At 64.5% G+C, this 26,140-nt stretch carries 27 protein-coding genes and 1 pseudogene; 17 read left to right on the top strand and 11 right to left on the bottom strand.

All coding sequences use genetic code 11. The features are described from left to right. Positions 1 to 100 precede the first annotated feature (100 nt). Positions 101 to 2,017: a M48 family metallopeptidase gene (locus N536_RS40685; protein WP_197040104.1), complete on the bottom strand. Its 1,917-nt coding sequence runs from the start codon at positions 2,015 to 2,017 to the stop codon at positions 101 to 103. 7 nt (positions 2,018 to 2,024) lie between these two features. Next, entirely contained in the window at positions 2,025 to 2,990 is a 966-nt protein-coding gene (locus N536_RS0109995) for a homocysteine S-methyltransferase family protein (RefSeq protein ID WP_029113478.1), read from the bottom strand. Between the two features lie 200 nt (positions 2,991 to 3,190). On the opposite strand from N536_RS0109995, the gene N536_RS0109990 reads away from it, so the two are divergent. Beyond that, positions 3,191 to 4,039, top strand: a complete 849-nt coding sequence (locus tag N536_RS0109990; RefSeq protein ID WP_029113477.1) for a family 16 glycosylhydrolase — start codon at positions 3,191 to 3,193, stop codon at positions 4,037 to 4,039. A 13-nt stretch (positions 4,040 to 4,052) separates the two neighbouring features. Here the strand turns inward: N536_RS0109990 and N536_RS0109985 are convergent, their stop codons facing one another. From N536_RS0109985 to N536_RS0109975, 3 genes are all read right to left on the bottom strand, one after another. Beyond that, positions 4,053 to 5,426, bottom strand: coding sequence for an NtaA/DmoA family FMN-dependent monooxygenase (locus N536_RS0109985; protein ID WP_029113476.1), 1,374 nt, complete (start codon positions 5,424 to 5,426; stop codon positions 4,053 to 4,055). Further along, complete coding sequence (locus tag N536_RS37965; RefSeq protein WP_036435935.1) at positions 5,426 to 6,628, bottom strand: LLM class flavin-dependent oxidoreductase; 1,203 nt, start codon at positions 6,626 to 6,628, stop codon at positions 5,426 to 5,428. Before N536_RS37965 ends, N536_RS0109985 begins: the two co-directional genes overlap by 1 nt. 150 nt (positions 6,629 to 6,778) lie before the next feature. Beyond that, positions 6,779 to 7,153, bottom strand: coding sequence for a MerR family transcriptional regulator (locus tag N536_RS0109975; protein WP_036435933.1), 375 nt, complete (start codon positions 7,151 to 7,153; stop codon positions 6,779 to 6,781). 63 nt (positions 7,154 to 7,216) lie between these two features. Here N536_RS0109975 and N536_RS37960 point away from each other — a divergent pair, with 63 nt between their 5' ends. Then, positions 7,217 to 8,209 (top strand): polysaccharide deacetylase family protein, encoded by a 993-nt coding sequence (locus N536_RS37960; RefSeq protein ID WP_081809136.1) that lies wholly within the window; start codon positions 7,217 to 7,219, stop codon positions 8,207 to 8,209. Between the two features lie 640 nt (positions 8,210 to 8,849). Here N536_RS37960 and N536_RS42565 read toward each other — a convergent pair. The 4 genes from N536_RS42565 to N536_RS0109955 all read right to left on the bottom strand — a co-directional run bounded on the left by N536_RS42565 (position 8,850) and on the right by N536_RS0109955 (position 11,119). After that, the gene (locus N536_RS42565; protein WP_051574387.1) at positions 8,850 to 9,365 is read right to left on the bottom strand and encodes a hypothetical protein; all 516 of its coding nucleotides are present in this window, start codon (positions 9,363 to 9,365) and stop codon (positions 8,850 to 8,852) included. Between the two features lie 257 nt (positions 9,366 to 9,622). Continuing rightward, complete coding sequence (locus tag N536_RS42940) at positions 9,623 to 9,823, bottom strand: hypothetical protein (protein WP_231514472.1); 201 nt, start codon at positions 9,821 to 9,823, stop codon at positions 9,623 to 9,625. 142 nt (positions 9,824 to 9,965) lie between these two features. Continuing rightward, a complete protein-coding gene (locus tag N536_RS37950) occupies positions 9,966 to 10,673 on the bottom strand; it encodes a VOC family protein (protein ID WP_051574386.1) in 708 nt (235 codons plus the stop codon). Next, positions 10,670 to 11,119: a hypothetical protein gene (locus tag N536_RS0109955; RefSeq protein WP_029113475.1), complete on the bottom strand. Its 450-nt coding sequence runs from the start codon at positions 11,117 to 11,119 to the stop codon at positions 10,670 to 10,672. The genes N536_RS37950 and N536_RS0109955 overlap by 4 nt, the downstream gene beginning before the upstream one ends. A 110-nt stretch (positions 11,120 to 11,229) precedes the next feature. Here N536_RS0109955 and N536_RS0109950 point away from each other — a divergent pair, with 110 nt between their 5' ends. Next, positions 11,230 to 11,769 carry a TetR/AcrR family transcriptional regulator gene (locus tag N536_RS0109950; RefSeq protein ID WP_036435931.1) on the top strand — a complete coding sequence of 180 codons (540 nt, stop codon included), beginning with the start codon at positions 11,230 to 11,232 and terminating at the stop codon, positions 11,767 to 11,769. A 205-nt stretch (positions 11,770 to 11,974) separates the two neighbouring features. On the opposite strand, the pseudogene N536_RS41410 reads toward N536_RS0109950, so the two are convergent. Next, positions 11,975 to 12,293: pseudogene (locus tag N536_RS41410) on the bottom strand (transposase); the annotation flags it as partial. A 338-nt stretch (positions 12,294 to 12,631) separates the two neighbouring features. Between N536_RS41410 and N536_RS0109940 the strand changes: the two are divergent. Then, complete coding sequence (locus N536_RS0109940; protein ID WP_369798408.1) at positions 12,632 to 13,093, top strand: hypothetical protein; 462 nt, start codon at positions 12,632 to 12,634, stop codon at positions 13,091 to 13,093. 325 nt (positions 13,094 to 13,418) lie between these two features. On the opposite strand, the gene N536_RS0109935 is transcribed toward N536_RS0109940, so the two are convergent. Beyond that, the gene (locus tag N536_RS0109935; RefSeq protein ID WP_029113471.1) at positions 13,419 to 13,964 is read right to left on the bottom strand and encodes a TetR/AcrR family transcriptional regulator; all 546 of its coding nucleotides are present in this window, start codon (positions 13,962 to 13,964) and stop codon (positions 13,419 to 13,421) included. Positions 13,965 to 14,108: 144 nt separating this feature from the next. Here N536_RS0109935 and N536_RS0109930 point away from each other — a divergent pair, with 144 nt between their 5' ends. The 13 genes from N536_RS0109930 to N536_RS0109865 all read left to right on the top strand — a co-directional run bounded on the left by N536_RS0109930 (position 14,109) and on the right by N536_RS0109865 (position 25,888). Continuing rightward, on the top strand, positions 14,109 to 14,462 hold the full coding sequence (locus tag N536_RS0109930; protein WP_064751531.1) for a hypothetical protein: 354 nt from the start codon (positions 14,109 to 14,111) through the stop codon (positions 14,460 to 14,462). A gap of 568 nt (positions 14,463 to 15,030) precedes the next feature. Beyond that, positions 15,031 to 15,309 carry a hypothetical protein gene (locus tag N536_RS42935; protein WP_231514471.1) on the top strand — a complete coding sequence of 93 codons (279 nt, stop codon included), beginning with the start codon at positions 15,031 to 15,033 and terminating at the stop codon, positions 15,307 to 15,309. A gap of 421 nt (positions 15,310 to 15,730) precedes the next feature. Continuing rightward, positions 15,731 to 16,786 carry an alpha/beta hydrolase gene (locus N536_RS0109915; protein ID WP_029113468.1) on the top strand — a complete coding sequence of 352 codons (1,056 nt, stop codon included), beginning with the start codon at positions 15,731 to 15,733 and terminating at the stop codon, positions 16,784 to 16,786. A gap of 148 nt (positions 16,787 to 16,934) precedes the next feature. After that, complete coding sequence (locus tag N536_RS0109910; RefSeq protein WP_029113467.1) at positions 16,935 to 17,855, top strand: NADP-dependent oxidoreductase; 921 nt, start codon at positions 16,935 to 16,937, stop codon at positions 17,853 to 17,855. Between the two features lie 149 nt (positions 17,856 to 18,004). Then, the gene (locus N536_RS43510) at positions 18,005 to 18,439 is read left to right on the top strand and encodes a cupin domain-containing protein (protein ID WP_029113466.1); all 435 of its coding nucleotides are present in this window, start codon (positions 18,005 to 18,007) and stop codon (positions 18,437 to 18,439) included. 124 nt (positions 18,440 to 18,563) lie between these two features. Next, positions 18,564 to 19,202, top strand: coding sequence for a sigma-70 family RNA polymerase sigma factor (locus N536_RS37945; protein ID WP_051574384.1), 639 nt, complete (start codon positions 18,564 to 18,566; stop codon positions 19,200 to 19,202). A 120-nt stretch (positions 19,203 to 19,322) separates the two neighbouring features. Continuing rightward, on the top strand, positions 19,323 to 19,838 hold the full coding sequence (locus tag N536_RS0109895; RefSeq protein WP_029113465.1) for a YkgB family protein: 516 nt from the start codon (positions 19,323 to 19,325) through the stop codon (positions 19,836 to 19,838). 53 nt (positions 19,839 to 19,891) lie between these two features. Next, entirely contained in the window at positions 19,892 to 21,301 is a 1,410-nt protein-coding gene (gene lpdA / locus N536_RS0109890) for a dihydrolipoyl dehydrogenase (RefSeq protein WP_029113464.1), read from the top strand. Between the two features lie 87 nt (positions 21,302 to 21,388). Then, complete coding sequence (locus N536_RS37940; RefSeq protein ID WP_155948534.1) at positions 21,389 to 21,949, top strand: hypothetical protein; 561 nt, start codon at positions 21,389 to 21,391, stop codon at positions 21,947 to 21,949. Beyond that, a complete protein-coding gene (locus tag N536_RS0109880) occupies positions 21,946 to 23,391 on the top strand; it encodes an NAD(P)/FAD-dependent oxidoreductase (RefSeq protein WP_029113463.1) in 1,446 nt (481 codons plus the stop codon). The genes N536_RS37940 and N536_RS0109880 overlap by 4 nt, the downstream gene beginning before the upstream one ends. Before the next feature lie 55 nt (positions 23,392 to 23,446). Further along, a complete protein-coding gene (locus N536_RS0109875; protein WP_029113462.1) occupies positions 23,447 to 24,037 on the top strand; it encodes a GNAT family N-acetyltransferase in 591 nt (196 codons plus the stop codon). 59 nt (positions 24,038 to 24,096) lie between these two features. Then, positions 24,097 to 24,768, top strand: a complete 672-nt coding sequence (locus tag N536_RS0109870; RefSeq protein WP_197040103.1) for a nitroreductase family protein — start codon at positions 24,097 to 24,099, stop codon at positions 24,766 to 24,768. Positions 24,769 to 24,970: 202 nt separating this feature from the next. Next, entirely contained in the window at positions 24,971 to 25,888 is a 918-nt protein-coding gene (locus N536_RS0109865; protein ID WP_029113460.1) for an LLM class F420-dependent oxidoreductase, read from the top strand. Positions 25,889 to 26,140 lie beyond the last annotated feature (252 nt).

Below are 26,140 nucleotides of genomic sequence, written 5' to 3'. Positions count from 1 at the left end.
GAGCGGCGCCTGCAGCGGCGGGTCGGGCGTGTCGGATTTGGGCGGATCTCAGGGATCTCAACAGTAACGTGAGCCCCTCCAGCAACCACAAAAACGGCGGTCAGGACGCGATCTTGAACCGCTCTCCGACGTGTCGGGTGAGGGTGGCCCACACCTTGCCTTGCATGTGGGCCGTCGCGGGCCACTCGAGCCTCAACGTCGAGCCATCACGTGTGTTGATGCGCATCGAGTGTTTGAACGGACCGTTGCGCGCCACGATCGACGCGATGTCGTCCCAGGCCAGGTGCCGTGCCCGACCATTGGCGAGCACATCGGCCGGTTGCTGAGCGGCCAACCGGTTGACGTACGTCCTCCCGGCGTCGCGGAAGCTATGCGTCGCGATAGCCGCCGCCCAGTGGTCGCGGAACCGAGGTCTGCAGATCAGCAGTCCGCTGTCGGCGACGCCGAACACCGCTCGACGGCTGAAGAGGTCTTCGTTGACCGGCGCCAGCAGCCCCAACCATCGGGTGGGCTGCACCGGGGTCTTCTCTACGGGGAGCGGTGGCATCTCGAGGTCGCGGCGCACGCCGTGCCGGTCCAGCCATTCTTCGAGCGCCGCCACCGCGTCGTCGTCCCCGCTGAGTGCTTCGTAGGCGGGGGTCAACGGGTCGAGCGGCTCGCCCGCGGCGTCGACGAGTCGTGGCGGACCGCCCCAGTCGAGTTCGTATGTCGCCGAGCCGTCTTCGATGAGAGCGTGTGCGATGGCGTGGCCAAGAATGCGCGCGAACGTCTGACGTCGACCGTCAGGGTGATCGAGTTCCGAGTTTTCCACCAGACCGAGCAGCGCCTCGGACTGCCCCTGCTTCAGCGCCGCCACCACGCCGCCAAGGGTCGGACTCGGAACGTCGCACTTTCGCACCACGTCGAGCAGGATCTGGGCCATCAGGGCAGCGCCGGATCTGGCGGCGAGAGGCACCATCTCCTCGAACTCGGCGGGGCGCAGATCGGTATCGGCGTACAGGACGTCGGCGAGGCGCGCCAGGTCGGCCTGGGGGTCGCGCAGCATGGTCATCGCCGGTTCCGACACGTCCGGCTGAGCAGCGCCACCATCGACCGCCAGGAAGGCCGCCAATCGCTCGGCGGTCGGTGGATGGCTGTCGTAGACGGACCGCGGCGGTTCGGGAAGGTCTTCCCGCGCCTCGGCGAGCTGGCGTCGACGCTCGGGATCGTCCACGAAGCGGCGGAACCCGTCGAACAAATCCCTGGGACGGCAGCCGAAGTCCTCGCCAGGGGCGACGTACCGATCGAGGAAGAGGCGCCACGCCAAAACGAGCACCTCGTTCTGCCGCAATGCCTCCGCGGCGGTTGCGCCGCCGACGAGTTCGGCGCTCAGCCGATCGGCCTCGAACTCCTGGCGGCGGTTGACCGCCTGCGAAATGGCAAGGTACCAGTCGCCATACAGCTCGAGCGGCTTGCGAGCGAAGCTGTCCTCGAGATCGTCGAGAACCCGTGCGATGGCCTCCTGGCCGCGATAGGTGAGCGCACCCAGGGCGGTGTGGCGGCCGCTGTAGTGGCCGAGCTCGTGTGCCAACACAGCGCGAAGCTGCTGGCGGGTGAACCCGATGAGCAGTGGGGCTCCGAGGAACATCCGCCGCGTCCCGCCCACTAGTCCGAGCAGCGTACTGTCCTCTGACACAGCAGCATTCGCGACGGCGACGAGCCGGATCTCGTCGGGCGGCCGCGTTCCGGCGAAACCCGCGAGCTCCCGGACCTCGTGCCACAACTCGGGTTGCTCCTCCTCACCGAGAAGGACGCTTCCCCGGCCCGGGTCACCGTGCTTTCGCTGGGCGGCGATGCTCTTGCCGATGGCGACCGCGACGACGACCGCGAGGATCCAGAAGCAACCCGCGATGAGCCCGATTCCGATCACCGAGAACAGGTATCCGACGTAGGCCAGTGCCACCACGATGGCCAGACCCACCAGGTAGAAGCCCGCCAGCATGCTGACGGCGAGCATGGCCCGGAGCGTGTACTTCACGATGCACCTACGGGGCGGGGACCCCGGCATCCCTCGCCGCGCAGACGTTTCGCGCGATCTCGTCGAGGTGGGTGTCCCACGTCCCGCAGCAGCCGCCCCACATGTCGATGTGTGGGTACCGCCGGGCCACGTCGCCCATCAGCTTGCCGAGCTCCACCGGGTCACCCGCCTCGAGGTGCCCGAGCGTGCACAGCGAAATCTTGTCCATCAGAGCGGCATTGGGTCGCAGGCACCGCACCCGCGCGAACCAGTCGCCCGGCTCGATGGCCGGCATGAACTCCAAGGGGTGCGAGCAGTTGATGCCGTAGAACGCGGGCCGGTCATCCCCGGCGTGGGAGTCGATCGTCTCGATCGCGTCCTTCAGGGTTGGCCCCGACGGCAGCTGGTGGGTGGCGTTGTCGAGTGTGAACGACACCGCGAGGGGCAATCCCGCGCCCGCTGCGGCATGCGACAAACCGATGACTTCGGGCACCGAGGTGAACGTCATCGCCTCGACCAGGTCGACGCCGGCACGGGCCAGGTTGGCCAACTGTTCGCCGTGGTACTCCTGCGCCTCGTCGGCGGTGATCGTCTTGTTCAGTTCGTAGGCATCGCCGCGGGGGCCGACGATACCGGCGTACAGGAGTGCCGGCACCTGACCCTCGTATGGCCGTGCGACGTCGCGCAGGAAGTCGACCGAACGCGACTGCATCTCGGCCAGCGCCTCCCGGGAGTAGCCGAGCAACGAGCCCCAATCCGGGCTGGCGCGGTAGTCGAAGCCGCCCATGACCACGCCGAACCCGTGGAGGGCCGCGGTGTCCAAGTAGCGTCCGTACATGCCGCGCAGCTCGGAAACGGCGCGTGGGTCGTCGAGCAGGGGAAACATGGCGAAGTGCGGGAGGTCGAACCCGTACTTGTACATGATCTCGGTTTCCTGGCCGCCCTCGGTGAGGTAGTTCAATCCGGGCTGCTGCGTCGGAAATTGGCCAGTCATGGCTGCTCCTCGGGTCGACGAATCAGAATGAGCGTCGCGACATGACTGAAGTGTGGCATTTGCTAGACCTGCACAAACGTGATTCGCACGATTGGCGGTGGCCGTTTCACCCGTTCGGTCGCGGCGGCCGTCGTCGGGACGCCACGCGTCGAATCGCGCAAGATTCGGGGTTCAGGCTTTATCGTGTCGCTGTGCCTCAGATCGATCGCCGAAGTTTGATGTTCATGACGGGGGTCGGCCTGCTGGCGGCCGCCATCCCCGCGCCCGTCGCCGGGGCCGATCCGGCCCGTCCCGGTGCACCGCCGAACCCGGTGCCCGCCGCGCCGCCGGCGACTGCTCAGACTCAGGCGTACCTCTTCCACGACGAGTTCGATGGTCCGGCCGGCTCGGCACCCGATGCCTCGAAGTGGATGGTGTCGAAAGCCCGCGAGCTGATCAAGAACCCGGTGTTCTGGGATCGACCCGAGAACATGGGTCAGTACCGCGACGATCGCCAGCACGTGTTCCTCGACGGCAACTCGAATCTCGTCATCCGCGCAACGCGCGACAACGGCAAGTACGTCAGCGGCAAGGTTCGCGGCACGTGGTGGGGCGGTATCGGCACCACGTGGGAAGCCCGGATCAAGTTCAACTGCCTGACGGCGGGCTGCTGGCCCGCCTGGTGGTTGATGAACGACCATCCCGAGGTCGGCGGAGAAGTCGACCTGGTCGAGTGGTACGGCAACGGGGAGTGGCCGTCGGGAACGACCGTGCACGCACGGTTGGACGGAACGTCGTTCGCCACCAACCCGTTCCCGGTGGACGGCGGGTGGCACACGTGGCGCATGACGTGGAATGACGCCGGGATGTACTTCTGGCTGGACTACGTCGACGGAGCAGCACCCTATTTCGAGGTGCCGGCGAACTCCCTGGACAACTGGCCGTTCAACTTCCCGGGGTACTCGTTGTTCCCGGTGTTGAACCTCGCGGTCGCGGGCTCCGGCGGTGGTGATCCCAGCACGGGGACATACCCCGCGGAGATGCTCGTCGACTGGGTGCGCGTCTTCTGAGTCGTGGTCGGGCTCAGCCCCGGTCCGCTGCGGCGACCGCACGGGCCGGCTGGGCCAGGCCGAGATGGTCGCGCAACGTCGTGCCCTCGTAGTCGGCTCGGAACACGCCGCGGTCCTGCAGCAGCGGCACGACCTTGTCGACGAACGGGTCCAGTCCGCCGGGTGTGACGTGCGGAACCAGGATGAATCCGTCGCTGGCATCGGCCTGGACGAGGTCGTTGATCCTGTCGGCCACCGTATTTGGTGATCCGATGAAGTTCTGCCTGCCGGTGACCTCGACGATGAGTTCGCGGCTGGTCAGGTTCTCGGCTTCGGCCTTGGCTCGCCACTCATTGGCGGTGGCGATGGGGTCGCGGTGCATCCGCACGCTGGCCCGGCCGCGCGCGATGGTGTTCTCGCCGACGATCGGATCGACGGTCGGCAGTGGGCCGTCCGGGTCGTGATCGGACAGGTCGCGGTTCCACAGTTGCTCGAGGAACTTGATCGCGGTCTGCGGCGAGACCTGTGACAGGCGCACCTCCTGGGCGATTTCGGCGGCCTCGGCATCGGTGTCACCGAGGACGAACGTCGCGGCGGGGAGGATGAGCAGCTGATCGCGTTCCCTCCCGTACTTCGGCAGCCGACCCTTGACGTCGGCATAGAAGGCCTGGCCGTCCTCCAGTGTTCCGTGCCGGGAGAAGATGGCATCGGCTGCGGCGGCGGCGAATTCGCGCCCGTGGTCGGAGTCACCGGCCTGGAAGATGACGGGCCTGCCCTGCGGACTGCGGGGGACGTTGAACCGGCCGCTGATGTCGAAGTGCGCGTCCGAATACGTGAACGCGCCTGCCGCCGGATCGGACAGGAAGACGCCACGCTCCTTGTCGGCGACGATCTCGTCACCGCGCCAGGAGTCGAACAGTACGTGCGCGGCGTCGAGGAAGCTCTCCGCTCGTTCGTAGCGCTTGTCCTCGGCGAGGAATCCGCCGCGGCGGAAGTTCGCGCCCGTGAAGGCATCCCACGAGGTGACGACGTTCCACGCGGCACGGCCCTCTGAGAGGTGGTCGAGCGACGCGAATTGTCGTGCCACCTCATAGGGTTCGTTGAAAGTCGAGTTGATCGTGCCCGTCAGCCCGAGCCGGTCGGTGACGGCGGCGAGGGCGGCGAGGACGGTGAAGGTGTCGGGCCGCCCCACCACGTCGAGGTCGTAGATCTGGCCGCCCTGCTCGCGTAGGCGCAGACCCTCGGCGAGGAACATGAAGTCGAACTTCCCGCGTTCGGCGGTTTGGGCGAAGTGCACGAACGAACTGAACTCGATGTGGCTGCCCGAGGCGGGATCGCTCCACACCGTGGTGTTGTTGACGCCGGGGAAGTGTGCGGCGAGGTGAATCTGCTTGACTGGCTTGGTCATTACTGTACCTTTCCCGTCGCTTCGCTCGCCCCTGATACTCCTGCGTACCGGTTGACGGGGCGCGACAAGCCGAGCAGATCGCGCAGGGTGGCCCCCTGATAGTGGTCGCGGAACGCGCCGCGGCGGCGCAGCTCGGGCACCAGCGCATCGGTGATTTGCGTCAGATCGTGCGGCAGGGTGGCCGGGCGCAGCCGGAACCCCGCCGCACCGGCGGCGTGCCACTGCTGCAGCAGATCGGCCAGTTCGCTCACCGTGCCCACGAATACCTCGGCATCGCTGCGGTATTCGGCACCAAGCCGCTCATCGAGACGTTCCTTGCGGGCACGCGCGCCCTCGGCCGTGTCGGCGAGGAACACCACCAGGTCGGCGAACACCCGCACCGGGGCCAGCCCCGCCGGCCGCTGGGCGGCGATCGTTTCTACCAGTGCGCCCGTTTCTTCCGCGCTGTGCGGGGTGACGAAACCGACGTCGGCGCCACCGGCGATCAGCTGATACACCGGGTCGACGTGACCCAACGCGGCCACGATCGGTTGCCCCTGCGGCGGGCGTGGCGTGATGGACGGCCCCTTCACCGAGAAGTGCGCGCCCTCGAAGTCGATGTAGTGCAGCTTGTTTCGGTCGATGAACCGCCCGGTGGCGACATCGCGGATCTCGGCGTCGTCCTCCCAGCTGTCCCAGAGCCGCCGCAGCACCTCGATGTAGTCGGCGGCCTCGCCGACCAGATCGTCGGTGAGGGCGGGGGAGCGCTCCGGGATCTCGCGGCGGCCGAAGTGCCCGGCCGCCTCGCGGCTGGCCGAGATCTGCACCCGGACACCAGCGCGCCCCGAACTCACGTAGTCCAGCGTGGCGATGGCCTTGGACAGGTGGAACGGCTCCGTGTGTGTGGCGATGGCGGTGGGGATCAGGCCGATGTGGCTCGTGGTGGGTGCGACTCGGGACGCGATGAGCACCGCGTCGAGCCGGCCACGCACACGATCGGTGCGCTCATCGGACCGCCAGGGATGGTCGGACTGCAGGGCCAGACCGTCTTCGATGGTGACGAAGTCGAGCTGCCCGCGCTCGGCTCGTGCAACCAGATCGGTCCAGTAGCGAGGTGTCAGCAGGTCGGCGGGTCGGGCGTCGGGCTCGCGCCAGGAAGCCGGGTGCCAACCCGCGCCGTCGAGGGCGACGGCCAGATGGATTGATTCCGTGGAAGGGGACACAGACGATTCTCGCTTTCCTACGCGGTCACAAGGTCAACACTGCGTTGCACGCGGGTAATTCCTGGTGCGGAGCGCCAATGCCTTCAGTGTGAGGCTCTGTCCAGCGCATTCAAGGGATGAACGCAGAATGATGCCAAGTCCGCCGACCGCTCAGAGGCGGCCGGTGCCGTCGTCGGATGCGGCCGCGATGACGCCGTCGAGAACGTCACGGGAGTACGCCAGATCCCGGATCGCCCTGTCCAGGCGCAGCCGCTCCGCGTTGAGGTCGCTGACCAGTCGCGGCGTCGCTTTGGACGATGGGCCGCCGTCACCGTCCCGCATACACGGTAGAAGTGACGCGATCGTCCTGCTGTGCAGTCCGGCCGCGTACAGCTCCTGGATGCGGATCACCCGATCGACCGCCCGCTCGGCGTATTCGCGCTGCCCGCCCGGCGTACGGTCCGACACCAACAAGCCTTGCTGTTCGTAGTAGCGCAACGACCGTTCGCTCACTCCCGTTCGCCGTGCCAGCTCACCGATCCGCATGCGTTCCGTTATACCGCCGCCCAGCTTGACCCTGACACTGATGTCAGCTCCTACCGTGCGGGCATGACCACAGCGCAGCCTCGTCCACCCTTCGACTACAGCCCCATCACCGAGCGCCCGCCGATCACGTGGCCGGGCAACGCGAGGGTCGCCGTCTACGTCGGTCTCAACGTCGAGCACTTCCTCGTCGACCGTCCGTCGACCAGCATCTGGCCGGGCACCGCCGAGCTCACGCCGGACGCGTTGAACTACGGGTGGCGGGACTACGGTGCGCGGGTCGGGATTTGGCGCACCATCGAAAGCCTCGACCGGCACGGCATTCGGCCCAGCGTCCTGCTCAACTCGACGGTCATCGACAACTACCCGCAAATCATCTCGGCCGGAATGGCCCGAAACTGGTCGTGGCTCGCGCATGGCAGCACCAACTCGATCCTGCACACCGGCATCACCGTGGCCGACGAACGTAAGGTGCTCGCCGAGATCGTCGATGCCATGGTGGCGGCAACCGGCCAGCGGCCCCGTGGCTGGATGGGGCCGGGCCTCACCGAGACGCACCACACGCCGGAATTACTGGCAGAGTTGGGGTTTCACTACGTCCTCGATTGGACCAATGATGATCAGCCGTACCCGCTGACCGTGCCGGGAATGATCAGCGTTCCATACTCAGTGGAGCTCAACGACCTGCTGATCTTCGGCAAGGGCATCACCGGCCCCGAGTTCGTCCAGATGGTCAAGGACCAATACGAGCAGCTCCACGCCGACTCGGCGACCAGCGGTCGCGTCATGGCTCTGGCGTTGCATCCTTTCGTCATCGGCCAGCCGTTCCGGCACAAGTACCTCGACCAGGCGCTGGCCTTCCTCGCCGGCCAACCGGACGCGTGGCTGGCCACGAGTGACGAGATCGCCGCGCACTTTCGCGCGCACGTCGGCGCCGGTGCATTGTCAGCGGTCATCACGCCCGTATGCGATGGCGGCGATGAGCCACAACACGGCGATGATGAGGAACACCGCTCCGATGGGGCCGAGGTCAAACATATGGGAACTGCTTCGTTCTGACGTCCGCATTGATGCAGAACCTGCCAGCAGTGCCATCGTTGGGCGAGGACGTGTGTTCGGCGGCGGTGCACCGGTGATCTTCCTGTATGAAGGCCGCGATGACGGCACGGAGGGCTCTGTTTTGGGCGAGTAGTTCTCTTTCGCGGGCTTGAAGTTCACGAACTCGGCGGTGCGCCTGGTTGAGTTGGTCGTTCAGCGTGGCGAACGTGGGAACTGTTGGAGACACGGCACTTCCTTTTAACCGCCTGTGAGCGTTCGGGTTTGATGGCTGTCCGAACTCATTGTCGAGCAGACTGGTTCAGCTCGGCGACGTGAAGGGCGTAGGGCCCCACGATGCCCGCACCGACCGCGATTGCCGACTGGGGCCCGCCGTCAATGCGCCCGCCGCCGCCCATCGCTAACCTCCATATCCGGATCTTTCGGTGTTGGTTCCATGGTGTTGCACCAATTGCATGGACCGTTTGCTGAACTACGACAAGCAGCCAAGCCCCGGTTGTACCGATCCGACAACGCAGCCCCATGACCGGGCCGATCCCGCGAAGGAATGAGTACATGACGGGTGAAAAGCGCGAAATAGCTAGGCAGGTGGCTTTTTATTCTTTCTGACGTATGGTCGGGGGCAGGTGGTTGCCACTTCGTATTAAGGAGCGACAATGGCTGACAAATCTCCGGGCAAGACTCTTCGGAAGCCCGCACTGTCCATCAAGGAACGTCGGGCTGCCAAGCGCACCAAGGTCATAGAGTCGACACCGATTCTGCGGAAGCGCAAGCGCTGACCCCATAGCCGGCGTGTCAGCCGCTTCATCAAGCCATTCCGCGCTGTGATTTGCCGGGCGCCGCTGCTCGGCCCGGGCGAACTGATGTGCAGCAGGTTGTCGTCGGTGATCGCCGGGGTGACAAGGTGAGGAGTGTCTCCCTGCTGGGTGTAGACATCGCGGCGTGAATCATGAACGGCGGTACCGACCGCCGCGGCGATCGGGACGACCAGCAACGACACCATGACAGCCAGCGCCACGACCACTACCTCAAACCGATCGCTAGCACGCAGCAGAGGATTACGGCGAAACAGCCCGACGACGGACCACTGCAGTAGCCGCAAAGTCAAGGGTTCGAAGGCTTCGACAGCCGCGCGCCTGAATGCCGATCGGGCGATCATGCGGACGTGAGATGGTCACCGAAATCCACTCTGGGCAAGTCGATTTGTAAAACGACCAATGAGCGGTCGACGCGTGGAGGACCGGCGAGGCGCCCGCCGCGGGGCTCGGTGCGCGGGCAGCTTTGACCTGAGCCGCGTTGACGCCGGAGTCTCGGCCAGGTGGCGACGACCCAGCTAGGTGCGCACCAGCTGCGACGATTGATCGCGGTAGCGTTCTGCGTCGTCCATCAAGGCTCCACCTCTCATACCGTTTGGCTTCAACGTCCATGGTGGTCCGGATTGCCTGTCCGGGCTTGCCCGCGCCGAACAACGATGCCGCCGCGCATTGTCGGGTTTCGACAGCGCGCATCGTCAGTACTGTCATTGTTGGCGAGGTCGATCATCCTGGCCGGCTGCCCTTTTGGGAAATGAAGTTGCAGCTTGGTGATCTCGGCCACCTTGCGGAGCCGGTAGCGCACGGTGTTTTCCGTCCGTTCCCAGCCGACTGCCCGCTTCGGCGGGGTCGCGCCGTGGTGCGCAGTCGTTGCAGCAGGATGTCGTCCGCAGGACTCGCCGTAGGCGGGAGGCATTGGAATCCCTTTAGGCGCCTCGGTGCCGCGGCTAGGTGACTAGCCTGAACGCAGTGTCGGCAGGGTCGAGAAGGATCCCTCGATCGGGATCGATGGCTATGGCGCCCAGGGCGATTGCGTGCGCCATCCGTTCCGATACGTTGCCGGCTCGGAGGTTGATCAGCCATGGTGAGCTGAACGTGGACTCCACGTTCAGTGCCGATGGTCGCCAGGTTCCGACGACCGCTCCCTGACAGTTGATGGAACCGGAGTCGTCGAATGTCCAGCCGGTGGCGGCGTTCCAGAACCGCTTGATCTCGGCGGCGTCGTCTACTGTCAGCTCGAAACCCGCAAGGGTCCCCGGCCTCTTGGACACCCACGACCCACGGTGGCCGGTCGGTTGCCATAGTGCGAACGTCGCGCCGTTCGGGTCTTGTGCAGTGGCCGCGACTCCGGAGTCGCCCGCCTTCGCTGGTGCGGTCACGATTGATCCGCCTGCATCGACGATGCGGCGCGCGCTTGCGTGAGCGTCGTCGGTGTGGAGGTAGACGGTCCAGTACGGTGCGCCGGGATCTGCTGCCGGCCCGAACGCGGCAACGAGGTGATCCTCCAGAGTGGCGAGACGATAGCCGTCGGAATCCGGACTAGCGACGTTCCAACCGAACAGCGCTTCGTAGAATCGAACCGTCGGCGTCGGATCGGGCGTACCAAGATCGATCCAGCAGGCCGACCCGGCCCGACGTTCGTCGGCGGCGCTCATGATGGGGAATCGATCACCGAGTTCGCCTTGGCGTGACCGGCGATCGAGTTGATCAGCTCGTCGCCTGTGTATGCCTGCCCGGCGATGCCCCAGCCGCCGTCGGGCGCGTTGATCACGTTGACCCAGATGTTCTTCGGATCATGGTCGGGGCGTGTCGATTCGGCGACGATTCGGGTCGCGGCGTCAATGAATTCGCGCCGGTTGTCCACTGACGGCAGCCCGATGTTGGGCAGTTTGAGTTCCACGATGACTATCGGTCGATTGACCCCACCGCCATAGATGGTCGTGGGGGGCAGGATGTTGACGATGCCGCCGATGAGCGATGTGAAGAAGTCATTTCCGATGCCACCGCTGATGTCGAGCACGGCGTGAGTCAATCGAGGAATCACCGCCCGTACGCCGTCGTCGGTGAGTACTCCGGCCGGGGCTGTGACTGTGATCGGCATTGAGGCTCCAAGGTCGAGGACTAGGATGGGCGTACTAGTCGAAGAGTACTAGGATGTACGTACTAGTCAAGTCGTGAAGAGAGCCAATCATGCGCGATACTCGAGGGCGAATGATCGATGCCGCCATCGTGGAACTCCAACGGCGCGGACTGTCGGGCATGTCGTTCAGTGACGTCCTGGCACGCAGCGGCGCCGCTAGAGGCGCGATCTACCACCACTTTCCCGGCGGCAAGACGCAGTTGGCGGCGGAGGCCGCGGAGACCAACGGCCGACAGGTCCGCGGATACCTTGCCGCTCTGGAGGCGACGACTCCACGCGGCGTGGTCGAGTCGTTCGTTCAGGGGATCCGGCCCGTAGTCGAGGCGTCCGCTGCGGGCGGAGGGTGCGCAGTAGCGGCTGTCGCTGTTGGTTCTACCGGTGAGTCCGACCCGCTACGAGCCGTCGCAGCAGCCTCCTTGTCCTCATGGGCTGGTCAACTCGCAGAGCGCCTCGCGTCAGCGGGCATGGACCACAACGCTGCATCCGACCTGGCGCAGATGCTGCTGGCAATTCTGGAGGGTGCCCACGTCTTGTGTCGAGCGGCGGGCAGCATCGAACCTTTCGACCACGCCGCGCGTGCCCTCGCAGCACTTCTGCACGACGAGCGATAGGCATCGCCCAGGCCACCACGCCGATGTTTCAGGCGACAACGGTATCGGTTGACTCACCGGGTTCAGCGGGCCTGTGCGGTTCGATCAGCTTGTAAGCCATGGTAATTCCCGCGGCGCGGGCGCCGGGTCCCTTGGTGGCTTTGGTCCGCAACCGCACGGTGGCAAAAAGACTTTCGATCGGATCCAATGCTCGGCGCCCAGGACGGAGGATCGCCGAGGAAAACCTCAGCCGTTCACCAGAAACGGGATCCACCCGCCGGTCGTTGACCCGCGGCGCGGTCACCTCGACGGCGCCCGCGACCGTCAGCACCTCGCGGGACTGGTGATAGCCGTTGCGCACCACCAAACGGCGGCCGTCCGCATCGACCTCACGGGCGTGCGCGTCGATATACGCGTCGACCTCGGCCTGCAACGCCGCAGCCAACATCGTCCGGGGCGCCGTCGCGGACAATCTCATCAAGCAGCGAACGCTTGACGGCCTCATTGCCATTGGCCTCATCAGCATCGTGAACTACGGTGAGCATGGGCGTACCTTCCCAGCCAGCGCCAACGCCGGTCTTGATCGAATACCTGATTCCGCGATGGATCGTCCTCGGGAATGTGCGCCCACCTTCACGCCGCCTCGCCGAGCCTCATCCACAGGTATCGATCATTGCTCCGAGCCCACGCCCGTCATCTCAAATGCCAACCATGCCACCGTGAATGGCCTCTCAACGGCAACCGACGTGCCACCTATGTCGCCAGACGCCTGCCAAAGCCGTGATAGCAAGGCGCATTTCGCACGGAACACTCGGGAATAGAAGCGACTGTCCTCCTGTTTGGACTAGGTGACTTCTGGTTGACACCCGCCACTGGGCGGACGATGGCCGACAGTACGCTGCCACAGCAGTTCAGGCCCGACGAGCATCTCGTCGGGTCTCATTTCGATGTTGGGGCACAGGCAACTTCGTATGCGATGGCCAGAAGGCAGCGAAATAGCTACCTACAGAGGGAGATTGAGATGAAGAATATTGCCACCACAGTTGGAACCATCGTCGCGATCGCGGCGCTCGGGCTGGGCACCGCCGCCGCGGCCAGCGCTGCCCCCAGCGGCGTCAGCACAGCCGATCAGACCATCGGCAAACTTCAATCCGACGGCTACAACGTCATCGTCAGCCGAACCGGTACTGGCCTCATGGATCAGTGCACGGTAACCGAAGTGCGCCCCGGCCAGACATACTCGCGTACCGACTCGGGTGTGCCTGGAAACGTGCTCGGCACGCCTGGGCCTAACATCGCCACGACCGTGACGAACATGACGGCGTATGTGACGCTCAGCTGCTGATGATGCACAGGTGTAACCGCCTCACCGAGGCAGGCCCCCACGACAGGGGGCCTGTCCCGTTGTCGACGGATGTATGTGTCGGCCGCGGCACGGTCAGAGCCCAGAACGCTGCGATAGAGGTCGGCTTTTTCGGAGTACGACCTTGGCGCCTGATCGACGACTGTTGAAAAGGCAGCAGCGAAGGTGGATTGCAGAGATCGTAGTGATCGCCTAGCGCGCGAAACACCCGTAATCGGAACCCTGGACCGAAGAATGGTTTTCCAGCGTCGCGGCCTTCGCAGTGTTGCTCTGCCTAGGCGGCGATCTTGCTGCTGGTGTGACGCGCTCAGGCCCGCAGAATCGGCCAGAAGAGATCGAACAATCTGCTTTCCCATCCGGTGGCGACCCGCCCAGTTCGGGCGCGCTCGGCGATGTGTGCGCCGACGACGCCATCGATGAGTGTGGCCGGGTCGATGTCGGGGCGGAACGATCCGTCGGCCTTACCCGCATCGATTACCGATTCCAGTTCGGCGCGCTGCTTGGCAAGGATCCGGCGGAAGAGTTTGGTGAAGTCAGGATCATCGTCCGTGAGCATGGCCGCGAAGCCGCCGAAGCCGATGCCGACCTCGATTGCCTTGACCGCTTCTCTGATGAGCCAGCGCAGTGCATCGGCCGCATCCGCCTGCGCAGCAAGCGGTTCGGGAGTGGTCGTCCGTGCCAACGCGACGGACAGCATCTCCCTGCGGTCACGATGCCGTCGGTAGATGGTGGTCTTCGCAACGCCCGAGCGCGCCGCCACGGCCTCGACGGTCACCGATCGGGGACCCTTTGTGCGCAAGAGCGCCAAGGTGGCGTCCGCGATTGCATCGTCAACGTCCTGACGCTGCGCCATCCGCGACTCCTTCCCAATCGGCGGAATATCGGCCGCCAAAGAAACGCTACACTAGGCGTAGCGCTACGATACGCGTAGCGTTGTGAACAAGGATCGATGTTTCGAGAGGTGATAGGCGTGTTGAGGGCATTGCGAAGGGTTTCGATGACTGTGGTGGCGTACGTGTGCCTGCTGTTGGGATTCGTGGCACTCGGGATGTTCGTGTACGCACTGGCGGCCGAAAGCGCATTGGCCGGGATCATCGGCGCCAGCATGGTCGTGTTGATGATCGCGTCGGTGGTCGGGTTCCGCGTCGGCGCCCGGCAACGGGCGGCGTCCAACGACAGTGGCATCGAGATTCCCGGTGAGAACATCTGGGCTCGGCCGTTGCGCCGTGAACAGATCGAGCGCTATCTGTCGAGCTACCGCGGTATTCGGGACGGCCACGAGCAATTGCTGCGGGCCGTCGCCGTCCCGGGCGGCGACACCTCGAGATGGATCGATCGGCGAACGGCCTGACCGTTGCCCTGCGTCACCACCATGTGCCGGCGCGCCCGTCTTCAGATTGGGGTGCGCCGGCACGGCGTCGAGTGCGGAATGGTGCGAGCGCGGACGTCAACGTCGACCAGGATCTGGCTGAACGTGCTCAAGATGCCACCGCCAACCATGTTGCGAAATGCGCCGATCACCCGGGTGAATCAGTTCGCTGGGTGATGACCACTCATCCCACTTCGTTGAATGCTGGCTCAGCAGATGGCCGGAGTAGGTGCAGCCGATCTTGTAGCTGACTCGTATTCGCACATCAGCGAGCAACGGGTCGCATTGTCGGAGGACGAGGTGTGGCTGCGTTGACCACCGCGCAAAGCCGTCACCACAAACGGGAGAAACCAGAGTGAAGCGTTGCAAATCAAAACGATCGCCTGGTGAGGCGAGCGTCGCCCGAACACCGTGGCAGCTCCGTCGACTGCGGGACGTCGTTGCGTCTGTCCGGCGTTCGGCGCAGCGAAAAGGAGTCGCCGCAATCGACACCGTTCCCGCGATCGAGGATCAACTTCACACGTTGAGGCCCATCTGCAGTGCCCAGCGGGTGTCGACCGGCACTGCGTGCGGCGCGCCGGCAGTGGCGGTCGCCGAGATACATGCCATCGACGGATGCGAGCAGATGGGGTTGAGCCCAGACGGCGACGTCGTCGAGACGCTATGCCGTGGCTGCCTGTCCATCATGCGACGGGCGATGGCCACGTACGTGGGCGACAAGTGCGAGATGGCGTTTCGACGCGGCACCCAACCGATGTGCAACACCTGTGGGCGTGCCACTGAGTGCCTGCGCAACGTCTTCGCCGTTCATCCTGTCTGGCCGAAGTGACCGACATCATGACGCCACTACGCATCGCGTTGTTGTTCGTGGCTGTGGTGGCCGGTGATTACGCGGCCTTGATGTTGATCGACTGTCAGCTAGTCCATTTCGGCGTCGCCGCCGCCGTTTGTGGGGGATCCTCGGTCGCGGCCGGGCTGATCGCCTACGCCGACGACGAGCACGCCCGGCGGCAGCACGCGCTGAGTAGGCGCCGCCGCATGGCGGTGGCGCCGCGGCCGTTATGCGGAGGTTGCCAAACACGGAGCGACTCACCCAGATTCGCTGACAGGCAGGTATCGCGCGGATGCGAGGAGTGTGCGCCGGCCCCAAGTCAGGGGCGACCCGATGAGCTCGACACCGGCCGGGGCGCCCCCTGGAATCGAATCGGGTGGCGTCGCACATCTGGTGACTCTCGCCTGGAAGCATCGACATGAGCGCACCTGCCGCCATGTCCGGGTTCGCGGTCCCCGCTCGAAGAGCAGCCACGGCCGGAAGGGGCCGACGCCGCCACCCACTCCGCGCGGGCGCTGTCGTAGAAGTCGTGCAGGACGGTCCTAGCCTCGCGGGGCGGCTCGCTTGGCTCGGCGCCCGGCTGATGATTCGGCCGACGCTGAGCGTGGGTAGTTGCCTGCCCTCGGCGCCGTGGCCGTGGGGCGCCGTCGAGTTCGGCGCCCGGGCCATCGCGCCGACACAGGGCACGGTGCGCACCCGCGTTGAGCTTGCGCACTGCACCGCGCAACTCGTCCGCGCCGCCGGAGTGCTACCGGCTGACGGCACCCGCCGGGCTGTTCTGTATCTGCACGGTGGGGCATTCCTCACGTGCGGTCCCTACTCCCACGGACGACTCGTGAGCATGCTGTCGGGTTTCGCCGATAGCCCCATACTGGTGCCCAACTACCGCAAGATCCCCAAACATTCCATCCGCGAGGCGGTCGACGACTGCTACGACGGCTACCGGTGGTTGCGCCGAAAAGGCTACCAACCCAACCAGATCGTGCTTGCCGGTGACTCCGCCGGCGGCTATCTCGCATTCGCGCTGGCCCAACGCCTGCTCGAGCACGGCGAGCAGCCCGCAGCGTTGGTGGCCATGTCGCCGCTATTGCAACTGCGCAGACCACAGAGAACGCCGCATCCCAACTCTGGTTCGGATGCAATGTTTGCCCCCAGAGCTTTTCATGCCTTCCACGGCCTGATCACCCGCGCCGCAGCCCGCCGCGACCCGAACGCGCATCCCGACGCGCTCTACGAACCGCTCGATCACATCCAACCCGGACTGCCACCCACCTTGATCCATGTGTCTGGTTGCGAGGTGTTGCTGCACGACGCGCAGCTGGCGGCCCAGCGACTCGCCGCGGCCGGCGTGCCCGTCGAGGTGCAGCTGTGGCCGGGCCAAATCCATGTATTCCAGCTCGGCGCGCCGATGATCCCCGAAGCTGCCCGCTCACTGCGCCAGATCGGCCGCTACATCCGCGAAGCAACCGGATGACCAAGGGGCGCCAGCCGACCGGCCCTCAGTACTGCCTTTCGTCCTCACCCGGGTGAATTGGTTCGCCGGGTGATGCCCGATCACCCCGCGTCCGGGAATGCTGACTCGTCAGTCTCAAGAAAACAACCCACGTGAGGAAGGACGTCTAATGAAAGCCATCGCTGTTTCAGATCGTGAGGCCGGGGTCGCCGGCCTGTCGTTTACCGACTTGCCCAACCCCGAGCCAGCCTCGAACGATGTCGTTGTGCGCGTGCACGCTGCGAGCTTCATATTCAATGAGCTTGAGTGGCCAGACACCTGGACCGATCGCGCCGGTCGTGACCGCACGCCGAGCGTGCCCGGCCATGATCTGTCCGGAGTCGTGGTTGAATTGGGGTACGGCACTACCGGATTGAGTGTTGGCCAGCGGGTGTTCGGCCTGACCGACTGGTCGCGCAACGGAACGCTGGCGGAGTACACCGCGGTCGAAGCCCGAAATCTGGCACCATTGCCGATCGACATCGATCACACTGTTGCCGCCTCGCTGCCGATTACTGGACTGACCGCCTGGCAGGCTCTGTTCGACCACGGCCACCTCACGGCTGGACAGACGGTTCTGATCCACGGCGTTGGCGGTGCGGTTGGATCGACCGCAGTGCAGCTTGCTCGTGAGGTCGGTGCGCGCGTCATCGGCACCGGCCGGACCGCGGATCGCAACCTGGCGGCCGAGCTGGGAGTCCACACCTTCCTGGATCTGGGTACCGAAAAGCTGGAGGATGCAGGGGAAGTCGACGTGGTGTTCGACGTGATCGGCGGAGACATTCTGGCCCGCTCGGCCACATTGGTGCGCGCAGGCGGAACGGTCGTCACCGTCGCCGAGCCGCCGCACATCCAGCCGCCGGACGGTCGGGCCGTGTTCTTCGTTGTCGAAGCTGATCGCGCCCAGCTCGCCGCCCTCGCTGCGCGAGTGCGCGATGGACGCCTCAAGGCGCCGGTTGGCGCCGTGCTGCCACTCGCTGAAGCAGCTGCCGCGTTCGCTCCGAACAAGCGCATTCCTGGCAAGACGATCGTGCGCGTAGTCGAAGACTGACAAGAAACCATCGCATGATCGGCCGGCGCCGCCGGGGACTCTGAGGCTGAGCCCGCCGCTGACCGGGATGCAACTCCAGCGGCGGGCACGACCCCAAACCGCATCACATCAGTTAGTCGTCAAGACTCCCGAAGAGAAGGCACCCAAACATGGCGGTAAAGACCATGCTCCCTGCGTTGATCGCGATTGCGTTTCTTGCTCCTGCAGCCCACGCCGAGCCGGCGACCGGGGACTCAGCTCGAACACCGTTCACCCGAACGGTTTTCGATCGTCCGACCAACGTTTCCGGCAAATCGCTGGTAGGAGTGACGGTCAGCTATCCGCCAGGGGCGAAGAGCGGACCTCACCACCACGCAGAATCGGCGTTCATCGTGGTGTACGTGATCTCCGGAGCGATCCGCAGCCAGGTCGAAGGCGAGCCCGCACGTGTCTATCGCGCTGGCGAGACGTGGAATGAACCCCCAGGCGCACACCACACGATCAGTGAGAATGCCAGCGCTACCGAACCCGCCGAACTACTCGCAGTGTTCTTGGTCGATACGGGAGACGGCCCACTCACCACGGACGACGACGCACCAGGATGAGCGTCACCGATGGCGACGAAAGGGTTCGACGACAACTCACCCACGTCACTGAATGCTGGCTCAACAGCAGGAGAGCGAAGGGCAAGTGCAACCGACGATGAACCGGACGTGACAATGGGAATGAATCGTGGCGCGCGCGCATACTGAATGTGCCAGCGCAACAGTGGATCCGGCGAGCGCCGTTCACTTCGAACGTGAGATGATCCCGCTGCTCGAGCCGCTCCGTAGGCGGGCGATTCAGATGACCACCGCCCTCGCGGACGCAGAGGATCTGTTGCAGGAAACGCTGCTCAAGGCGTACGCCGGTAGGGATTCGTTTCAACCGCATACGAATCTGAAGGCATGGTTGTTTCGGATCATGACCAACACCTGCATCAGCAGCTATCGAACCGCGAAGCGCCGGCCGGTGCAGTACCCCACCGACCACATCACCGACCGACAGTTGGCAGCCAGCGCGGCGCACGGATCGGCGGGCCTGTGGTCGGCCGAAGACGAGGCTCTCGCAACGCTGCCCGACTCCGAGATCAAGGCCGCGATGCAGTCCCTGCCCGAACAGTTTCGCGTGGCCGTGTACTTCGCCGATGTCGTCGGCCTCTCCTACAAGGAGATCGCCGCAATCATGGAGACCGAACAGGGAACCGTGAGTTCACGGATCAACCGCGGCCGAGAGCAATTGCGTAATCTGCTCGTCGACTCGCCCAGCCGGCGGCCTGGGGGAGGACCACGTCACCGGACGGTGCGGCAGAACCACTCACCCGGGTGAGATGCACAGCCGGATGACGACAACTCACCCACTGTGCACGGATAGTAAGCGCTGACCTGAGCCGCATGGCAGCAGCCGGACATCGCCACAGCGGTGCAATGAAATACCAAGGGAGACCGCATGTCTTACGATAGCGCCACAAGCACTGTGGCTGATGAGCTTCGAAGCGCCCGGACGTCCGCGCTCGCGGCGATCGTCGCTCGGTATGGCCTGGTCATAGTCTTGGCCTGGTTCGGCGCCATGAAGTTCACTACCTATGAGGCCCAGGGTATTTCACATTGGGTAGCCAATAGCCCTCTCTTGAGCTGGATGTACGACCTCATGTCGATCGACGCCTTTGGTCGATTGAACGGATCAATCGAGTTGATTGTCGCAGCACTGCTGGCGGTCAAGCCGTGGTTCCCGAAGGCGTCCGTGGTGGGCGGCGTATTCGCCTCGCTGTTCTTCGTGACCACGCTGAGTTTCATGGTCACGACCCCCGGCGTGGGTGAAGCCTCTGCGGGCGGCTTTCCCATCTTGTCCGCCGACGGCGAGTTCCTGATGAAGGACATCGCGAACCTCGGCTTGGCGCTGTGGCTCCTGGCGGATGCGATCGACGCAACCCGCAGACGGGCCATAGTCGCCAAGGCAGGCTGACGCTCCCCGCTGATCACCGAAACGTCAGTCCGCCCGACAAAACAGGAGCCAAGATGACATCGCCCGCCGGCGACCACTTCGACCTCATCGTCCTCGGCGCGGGCTCCGGCGGATACGTGGCAGGCATCCGCGCCGCCCAGCTGGGAATGCGTGTCGGCATAGTCGAGGAACGCTATTGGGGCGGAGTGTGCCTCAACACAGGCTGTGTTCCGTCAAAAGCGCTGCTGCGCAATGCTGAGATTGCCTCCATCGTCACCCACGACTCTGCGGCATTCGGTATCTCCGGTGACATTGGTCTCGACTACGCCCGTGCCGTGTCGCGCAGCCGCGAAGTTGCCGAGGCACGTGTCCGCGGAGTGCACTTTCTGACGCGCAAGAACAACATCACGGAGATCGACGGCCACGGTCGTTTCATCGATTCCCACCAGCTTCGGGTGGACCTGCGTGAGGGAGGTAGCAGGTTACTCAGCTTCGACCACGCCGTCATCGCGACCGGATCGCGGGTGCGCATGCTGCCCGGAGTTGACCTCAGCGACAACATCGTCACCTATGAGCAGCAGATTCTCAGCGCTGATCTGCCCGAGTCCATCGTGATCATCGGTGGCGGCTCCATCGGCATGGAGTTCGCGTACATCCTGCACAGTTATGGTGTCCGCGTTGAGATTCTGGAATTCGCCGACCGCGTTCTTCCGAACGAGGACGCCGATGTTTCACGGGAACTTCAGCGGCACTACCGGCGACGCGGGATAGCGATTCACACATCCACCCGGGTGGACAAAGTCGTTGACCACGGCGAGCATGTCGTCGTCAGCCACACCGGCGCTGACGGAACGTCCGCGAGCGCGCAGGCCGCCCGTGCGTTCATCTGCATCGGATTTTGTCCGAACGTCGAGGAAATCGGTCTCGATGCAGCTGGAGTGCGTATCACCGCCGCTGGCGCCATCGACATCGACGACTACATGCGTACGTCCGCACCGCATATCCATGCGATCGGCGACGTCACCGCCAAAGTTACACTGGCGCACGTCGCTTCCGCGCAAGGTGTGGTCGCTGCCGAAGCCATTGCTGGCGTGGCGACGATGCCGTTGGACTATCAGATGATGCCGCGTGTGACGTTCTGCCAGCCACAGGTCGCCAGCTTCGGCTACACCGAAGAGCAGGCCCGTGCCGCAGGCCACAGCTTGAGGGTCGCTACTTTTCCCATGCAGGCCAGCGCCAAGGCACACGGACTGGGCGAACGCGGCGGTTTCATGAAGATCATTGCCGACGATGCCCATGGCGAGCTACTGGGAGCGCATCTGGTGGGCAGCGAAGTCAGCGAACTCCTTCCCGAGTTGACGCTGGCGCAGCAGTGGGACCTCACCGCCACCGAGTTGGCGCGAAACGTACACACCCATCCCACACTCGGTGAAGGGCTACAGGAATGCTTTCACGCCCTGGTCGGAGGGGCCATCAATCTATAGAACCGCGCCGGAGAACGGGTCGCCCGACATTCGACCATGCAGTCAAACAAGGAGCATCGTGTACACGAGTACCACAAGGACCTGGGCGTGGTGGACGCGTTGAACTCGAAGGCGGATCGCATGACACGCGAGAACGCGGCCGAGCGTGCAAGCGCAGCGATAACAGACCCCGACTCGGAATACGAACGGGCACACCAATGGCGCGAGGTCACCCGTGAGTTGGTCTTGGTCGAAGCCACTGCGATGGCTGCGGCAGAACCGCCGCAATCGCATTGTTCGATCTCGATCACTCTGACCGGCAATGCATTGTCGAACGAGTTATTGCTTGCCGACACCGGCATCATCGTATTGACATCCCTCCGCGGCCGTACAGCCGGCAGCAGCCACCCGATGAGGGTGGTACCGATGCGGCTCGACATGCTCAGTGATCTGCCCGAGGTCCGGGTCCTGGGACGTGGCGTCACCGAGTCGACGCGACTGCGGCTGGTGGTCGAGTTGATCGGGCGCAACCCGCATACCGACGCCACGTCGGTGATGGCGTGCGAATACGATTCCGTTCTCCTCGATGCGCAGATGCCGCTCGCCGTACTGGATTTCCAGCTACAGCACGACGCACCGTACTTCGGGCCCCCCGTTCTTCGGAAATGAGGGTAGATGTGACTGGCGAAGAGTTCGACGTGATCGTCCTCGGTGGCGGGGTGGGCGGTGTGGCCGCCGTGCGTAACCTTGCGTCGGCCGGCCTTGCGGTAGCGCTCGTTGAGAATCGGCTGGTCGGTGGTGAATGTCGTTACTGGGCTTGCAACCCGACCAGAACACTGCTTCGTCCGATCGAGGTGTTCAACCTGGCGAAGGCCGTTCCTGGTGTACGACAAGCCGTTTCGGGACAGGAATTGGACATCCCGGCTGTCTTCGCGAAACGCGACTCGATCATCGAGCATCTCTCGGATCGAAGCCAAGTATCTTCATTGCGGGAAGCCGGTGTCGCCGTGTTTCATGGCTTCGGTCGGTTGAGCGGCGAACGAGCAGTGCGCGTGGCGTATGCGGATGGCGCCGAAGCTGTCCTGACCGCACGCCACGCGGTCGTTGTGGCCACGGGCACTCGTCCTAGCGTGCCGGCGATACCTGGGTTGGCGCACGCATGCCCATGGACCAATCGGGATCTGGCGACCATGACGCGCGTGCCACCTCGCGCGCTCCTGGTGGGTGGCGGCGTAGTCGGTGTTGAGTTCGCGACAATCCTGGCGGGTTTGGGCTCCGCAGTGACACTTCTGGTACGTGGGAACACCCTGCTTCGCAACTCCGAACCCGAAGCCCGCGAACTGGTCGAGCAATCACTGCGAAGCAAAGGCGTCGAGATTCACTTCGAGACGGAGTTGTCAAAGGCAGCGCGCGTGAAAGCGGGCGGCCCAGTGACCGCAACTTTCAACGACCAGACGATCGAGGTAGACGAAATCGTGTTGGCGGCTGGACGCTGCGCCAATACCGACGACATCGGACTGGAAACCGTTGGCCTGCCAGTCGGTGGGTTCGTTTCCGTGAACGATCATCTACAGGCGATCGGTGTCACTGGCGACTGGCTGTACGCCCTCGGTGATACCACCGGACGCGCTCTGCTATCGCACATCTCGACGTACCACGGCCGCGTCGTGGCCGACATCATCGCCGCCCGCGCCGGCGGGCGACAACTGTGGGAGAACGAACTAACTGTCCGTGACACCGGCAACGCGGCGCAAGTCATCTTCACTGACCCTCAAGTCGCCGAGGTGGGGCGCACCGAATGTCAGGCTCGCGCAGCCGGGTTCATAGTACGGACGCGAACTGCCCACTACCCCGAAACCGTGACACGGCTTGCGCTTTATCGGGATGGCTTCGAGGGGTGGGCGAAACTGGTCATCGACGCCGTGACCAACACACTGCTCGGAGCGACCTTCGTCGGACCGGAGTTCTCCGAACTGATTCAAGCAGCCACCCTGGCTATCGTCGCGAAGGTCCCAACCACGGTGTTACGTCATGTTGTCGCGCCACATCCAACGGTCAATCAGGTCTGGGATCCGTTGCTCGCCGAGGAGTCCGAACTTGTCCATTACTGAAGACCCTCGTCAGCCGACCACGGCAAGCGGACCATCTGGTGGGAAGGAGTAATCGATGTCCGAGGACGCGCACGTCCAAGTAGCGGGAACCGACGAGCTGATCACCAAGCGCCTGCGGTTGCGCCCGTGGACAGTTGACGATGCCGACGCTGCGCTGGCGATATTCGGCAAGCGGGAAGTCGCGCGCTGGCTCACCCCCGCGATGCCGCGCGTGGTCGATCGCGACGAAATGCGGCAACTGCTGGCACGGTGGATCACCGAACACGATGAAGCCGGGCGGCCACTCGGCCACTGGGCCATCGAGATTCGTGACAGCGGGCAGATCATCGGAGCGGTCGCCCTGTTGCCATTGCCACCCGGATGTACCGACCTTGAGATCGGCTGGCAAATCACCCCCACTGCCTGGGGGCACGGCTACGGCTCCGAGGCCGGTCACGCGGTGGCCCATCGGGCTTTCGCCAACAGAGTATCGGAGGTGTTCGCGGTTGTGCGCTTGGGCAACATCCGAGGCATCGCCACTGCACGGCGGGTCGGAATGGAGTGGGTCGGCGAGACCGACAAGTACTACGGCCTCACACTGCAAATCTACCGGCTGACTGCAGCCGATCTGGACTATCCGGAACCCAGCGCGGGCGTGCGCCGATAGTGGCCCTCCCTTCGACGTCGCCGTACCCCAACCCATCCCTTCACTCCACAGGAATCACCATGAGCAACGGAATCCCCATGACCAACGGAATCACCATGACCAACGGAATCACCATGACCAACCCCGTCATTGAAAGCCTCGTGAGCCGGAGCACGACGAGTCTGTACGATCCGGCGTTTTCCTTGACGGACGACCAAATTCGCGAACTGGTGAGGATCGCGACCACTGCGCCGACGTCCTTCCACTTGCAGAACTGGCGCTTCATCGCGGTACGGACGCCGGAAGCCAAGGCTGCGCTGCGTTTGATCGCCTGGGATCAACCCAAGGTCACCGCCGCGGCAGTGACCTTCATCATCTGCGGCCAGTTGCCCGATCACGAGGTCGTGCGTCAGCGGCTGGCACCCGTGGTGGAAGCGGGCATCATGCCGGCAGAGATAGTACTGGACTACGAAAATGCAGCGCGCCGGTTGTATTTCGAGAAGCCGCAGTGCCAACGCGACGAGGCCTTACGCAGCGGCGCCATCGCCGCGACGGCGATGATGTATGCGGCCAACGCGCTGGGCCTGGGTTCAACGCCCATGATCGCCTTCGACCCGGAACCGCTGGCGCGCGAGTTCGCGTTGGCTGAGGACGAAGTGCCGGTCATGCTGCTGGCGGTGGGGTCGAAGCTTCCGCAAAACTGGCCGCAGAAGCCGCGCCGTCCTGTGGCCGATGTTCTGGAATTCGTCTAGTCGAGGACGTCGGACAGCCTCAGCGAGGAGATCGCCAATTACCCTGGAGTCCATATGGTTTGACCTGGTTTGCGGAGCTCGACACGAGACGGTACGTCCAGCACGTCGAGGCTGGCCTGCGTCAGTAAGTCCAGTGCGGCAAGGCTTCTGGTCAAGTGACTAGGTCGGGAGTTTTCACACCGGTGCGAGCGTTCTAATCATCATGCCGACTGGAATAGTGTTGTTTCCCAACCCGCAAGCAATCAATCGTGTCGATGAGGTGGTGGCGCAAGCCACCCGTGCATACGAACTCGGCGTCCGGCAGGTCTGGCTGAGCCAGCAGAATGATCACGACGCGATCGCCCTCGCCGCCGTGGTCGGCGCGGCCGTGCCGGGGCTCGGTGTCGGCACGTCGGTGGTGCCGATCAACCCCCGTCATCCGCTGATCGTCGCGTCTCTGGCGCAGACGGCACAGGCTGCGTCGCACGGGAACTTCAGCCTCGGACTGGGTCTCGGCTCGCATCAGCCTGAACGGCAGGCCTTCGGTTCGTCGTGGCCGAATACGATCACACGCCTCCGCGAGCACTTGACGGTGCTGCGGTCGATCTTCGATACCGGTGCGGTGGACTTCAGTGGCGACGAGATCAGCGCACGTCCCGCATGGCCGGTGCGGGTCGCCGGGGGCACGCCCGTCCCGGTGTACGTCGCCGCGATGGGCCCAAAGGCGTTGCAGGTCACCGGCGAGCTGGCTGATGGCACCCTGCCCTACCTCGCGGGTCCGCGGACCATCGCAGAGTTCATCGAACCGGCCGTCGCGAAGGCGGCCGCGGACGCGGGACGGCCGAAACCTAGGATCATCGCGCAGGTGCCGGCAATTGTGTCCGACGACGTTGATGCGGCAAAGAACTTCGTGGCCGAGCAGTTGAGTTTCTTCGAGACCATTCCGTCGTATCAGAAGGTGATTGCGCGAGAGGGTATCTCTGGCGCGACAGACCTCGCGGCGGTGGGTTCAGCGGAATCGGTCAGGCGTCAGCTTCAGCGCTATCTGGATGCGGGTGCGACCGACGTGGTGCTCAGTGGACTTGCTTGGACCGACCCCGCTGTGGCCGAAGAACTTTGGGCTGTCGCCGCCTCGCTCTGACCTGGCTCGGTCTCCGGCTGCACGCTGATGAGCTCAAGGCCCAGATCGCGCAGCCGGTCGAGGAATCCGTAGAGTTGTGCCTGGTCCTTGACTTCGCCGGTGAACACGGTGTTGACGGCGCCGCCATGGAGGGTCATCCCTTCGAGTGCCGACGCCAGCCGCTCGGTCAAGCGGCCCTGAACACAGATCTGGTACATCGTCGGCTTCACCGCATCCTCCGCACTCCGGCTGATGATGATCTTCCACCGACGT

The organism is Mycobacterium sp. URHB0044 (assembly GCF_000620625.1).
Taxonomy (GTDB): Bacteria; Actinomycetota; Actinomycetes; order Mycobacteriales; family Mycobacteriaceae; genus Mycobacterium.
This window is presented reverse-complemented; position numbering and strand designations above follow the sequence as displayed.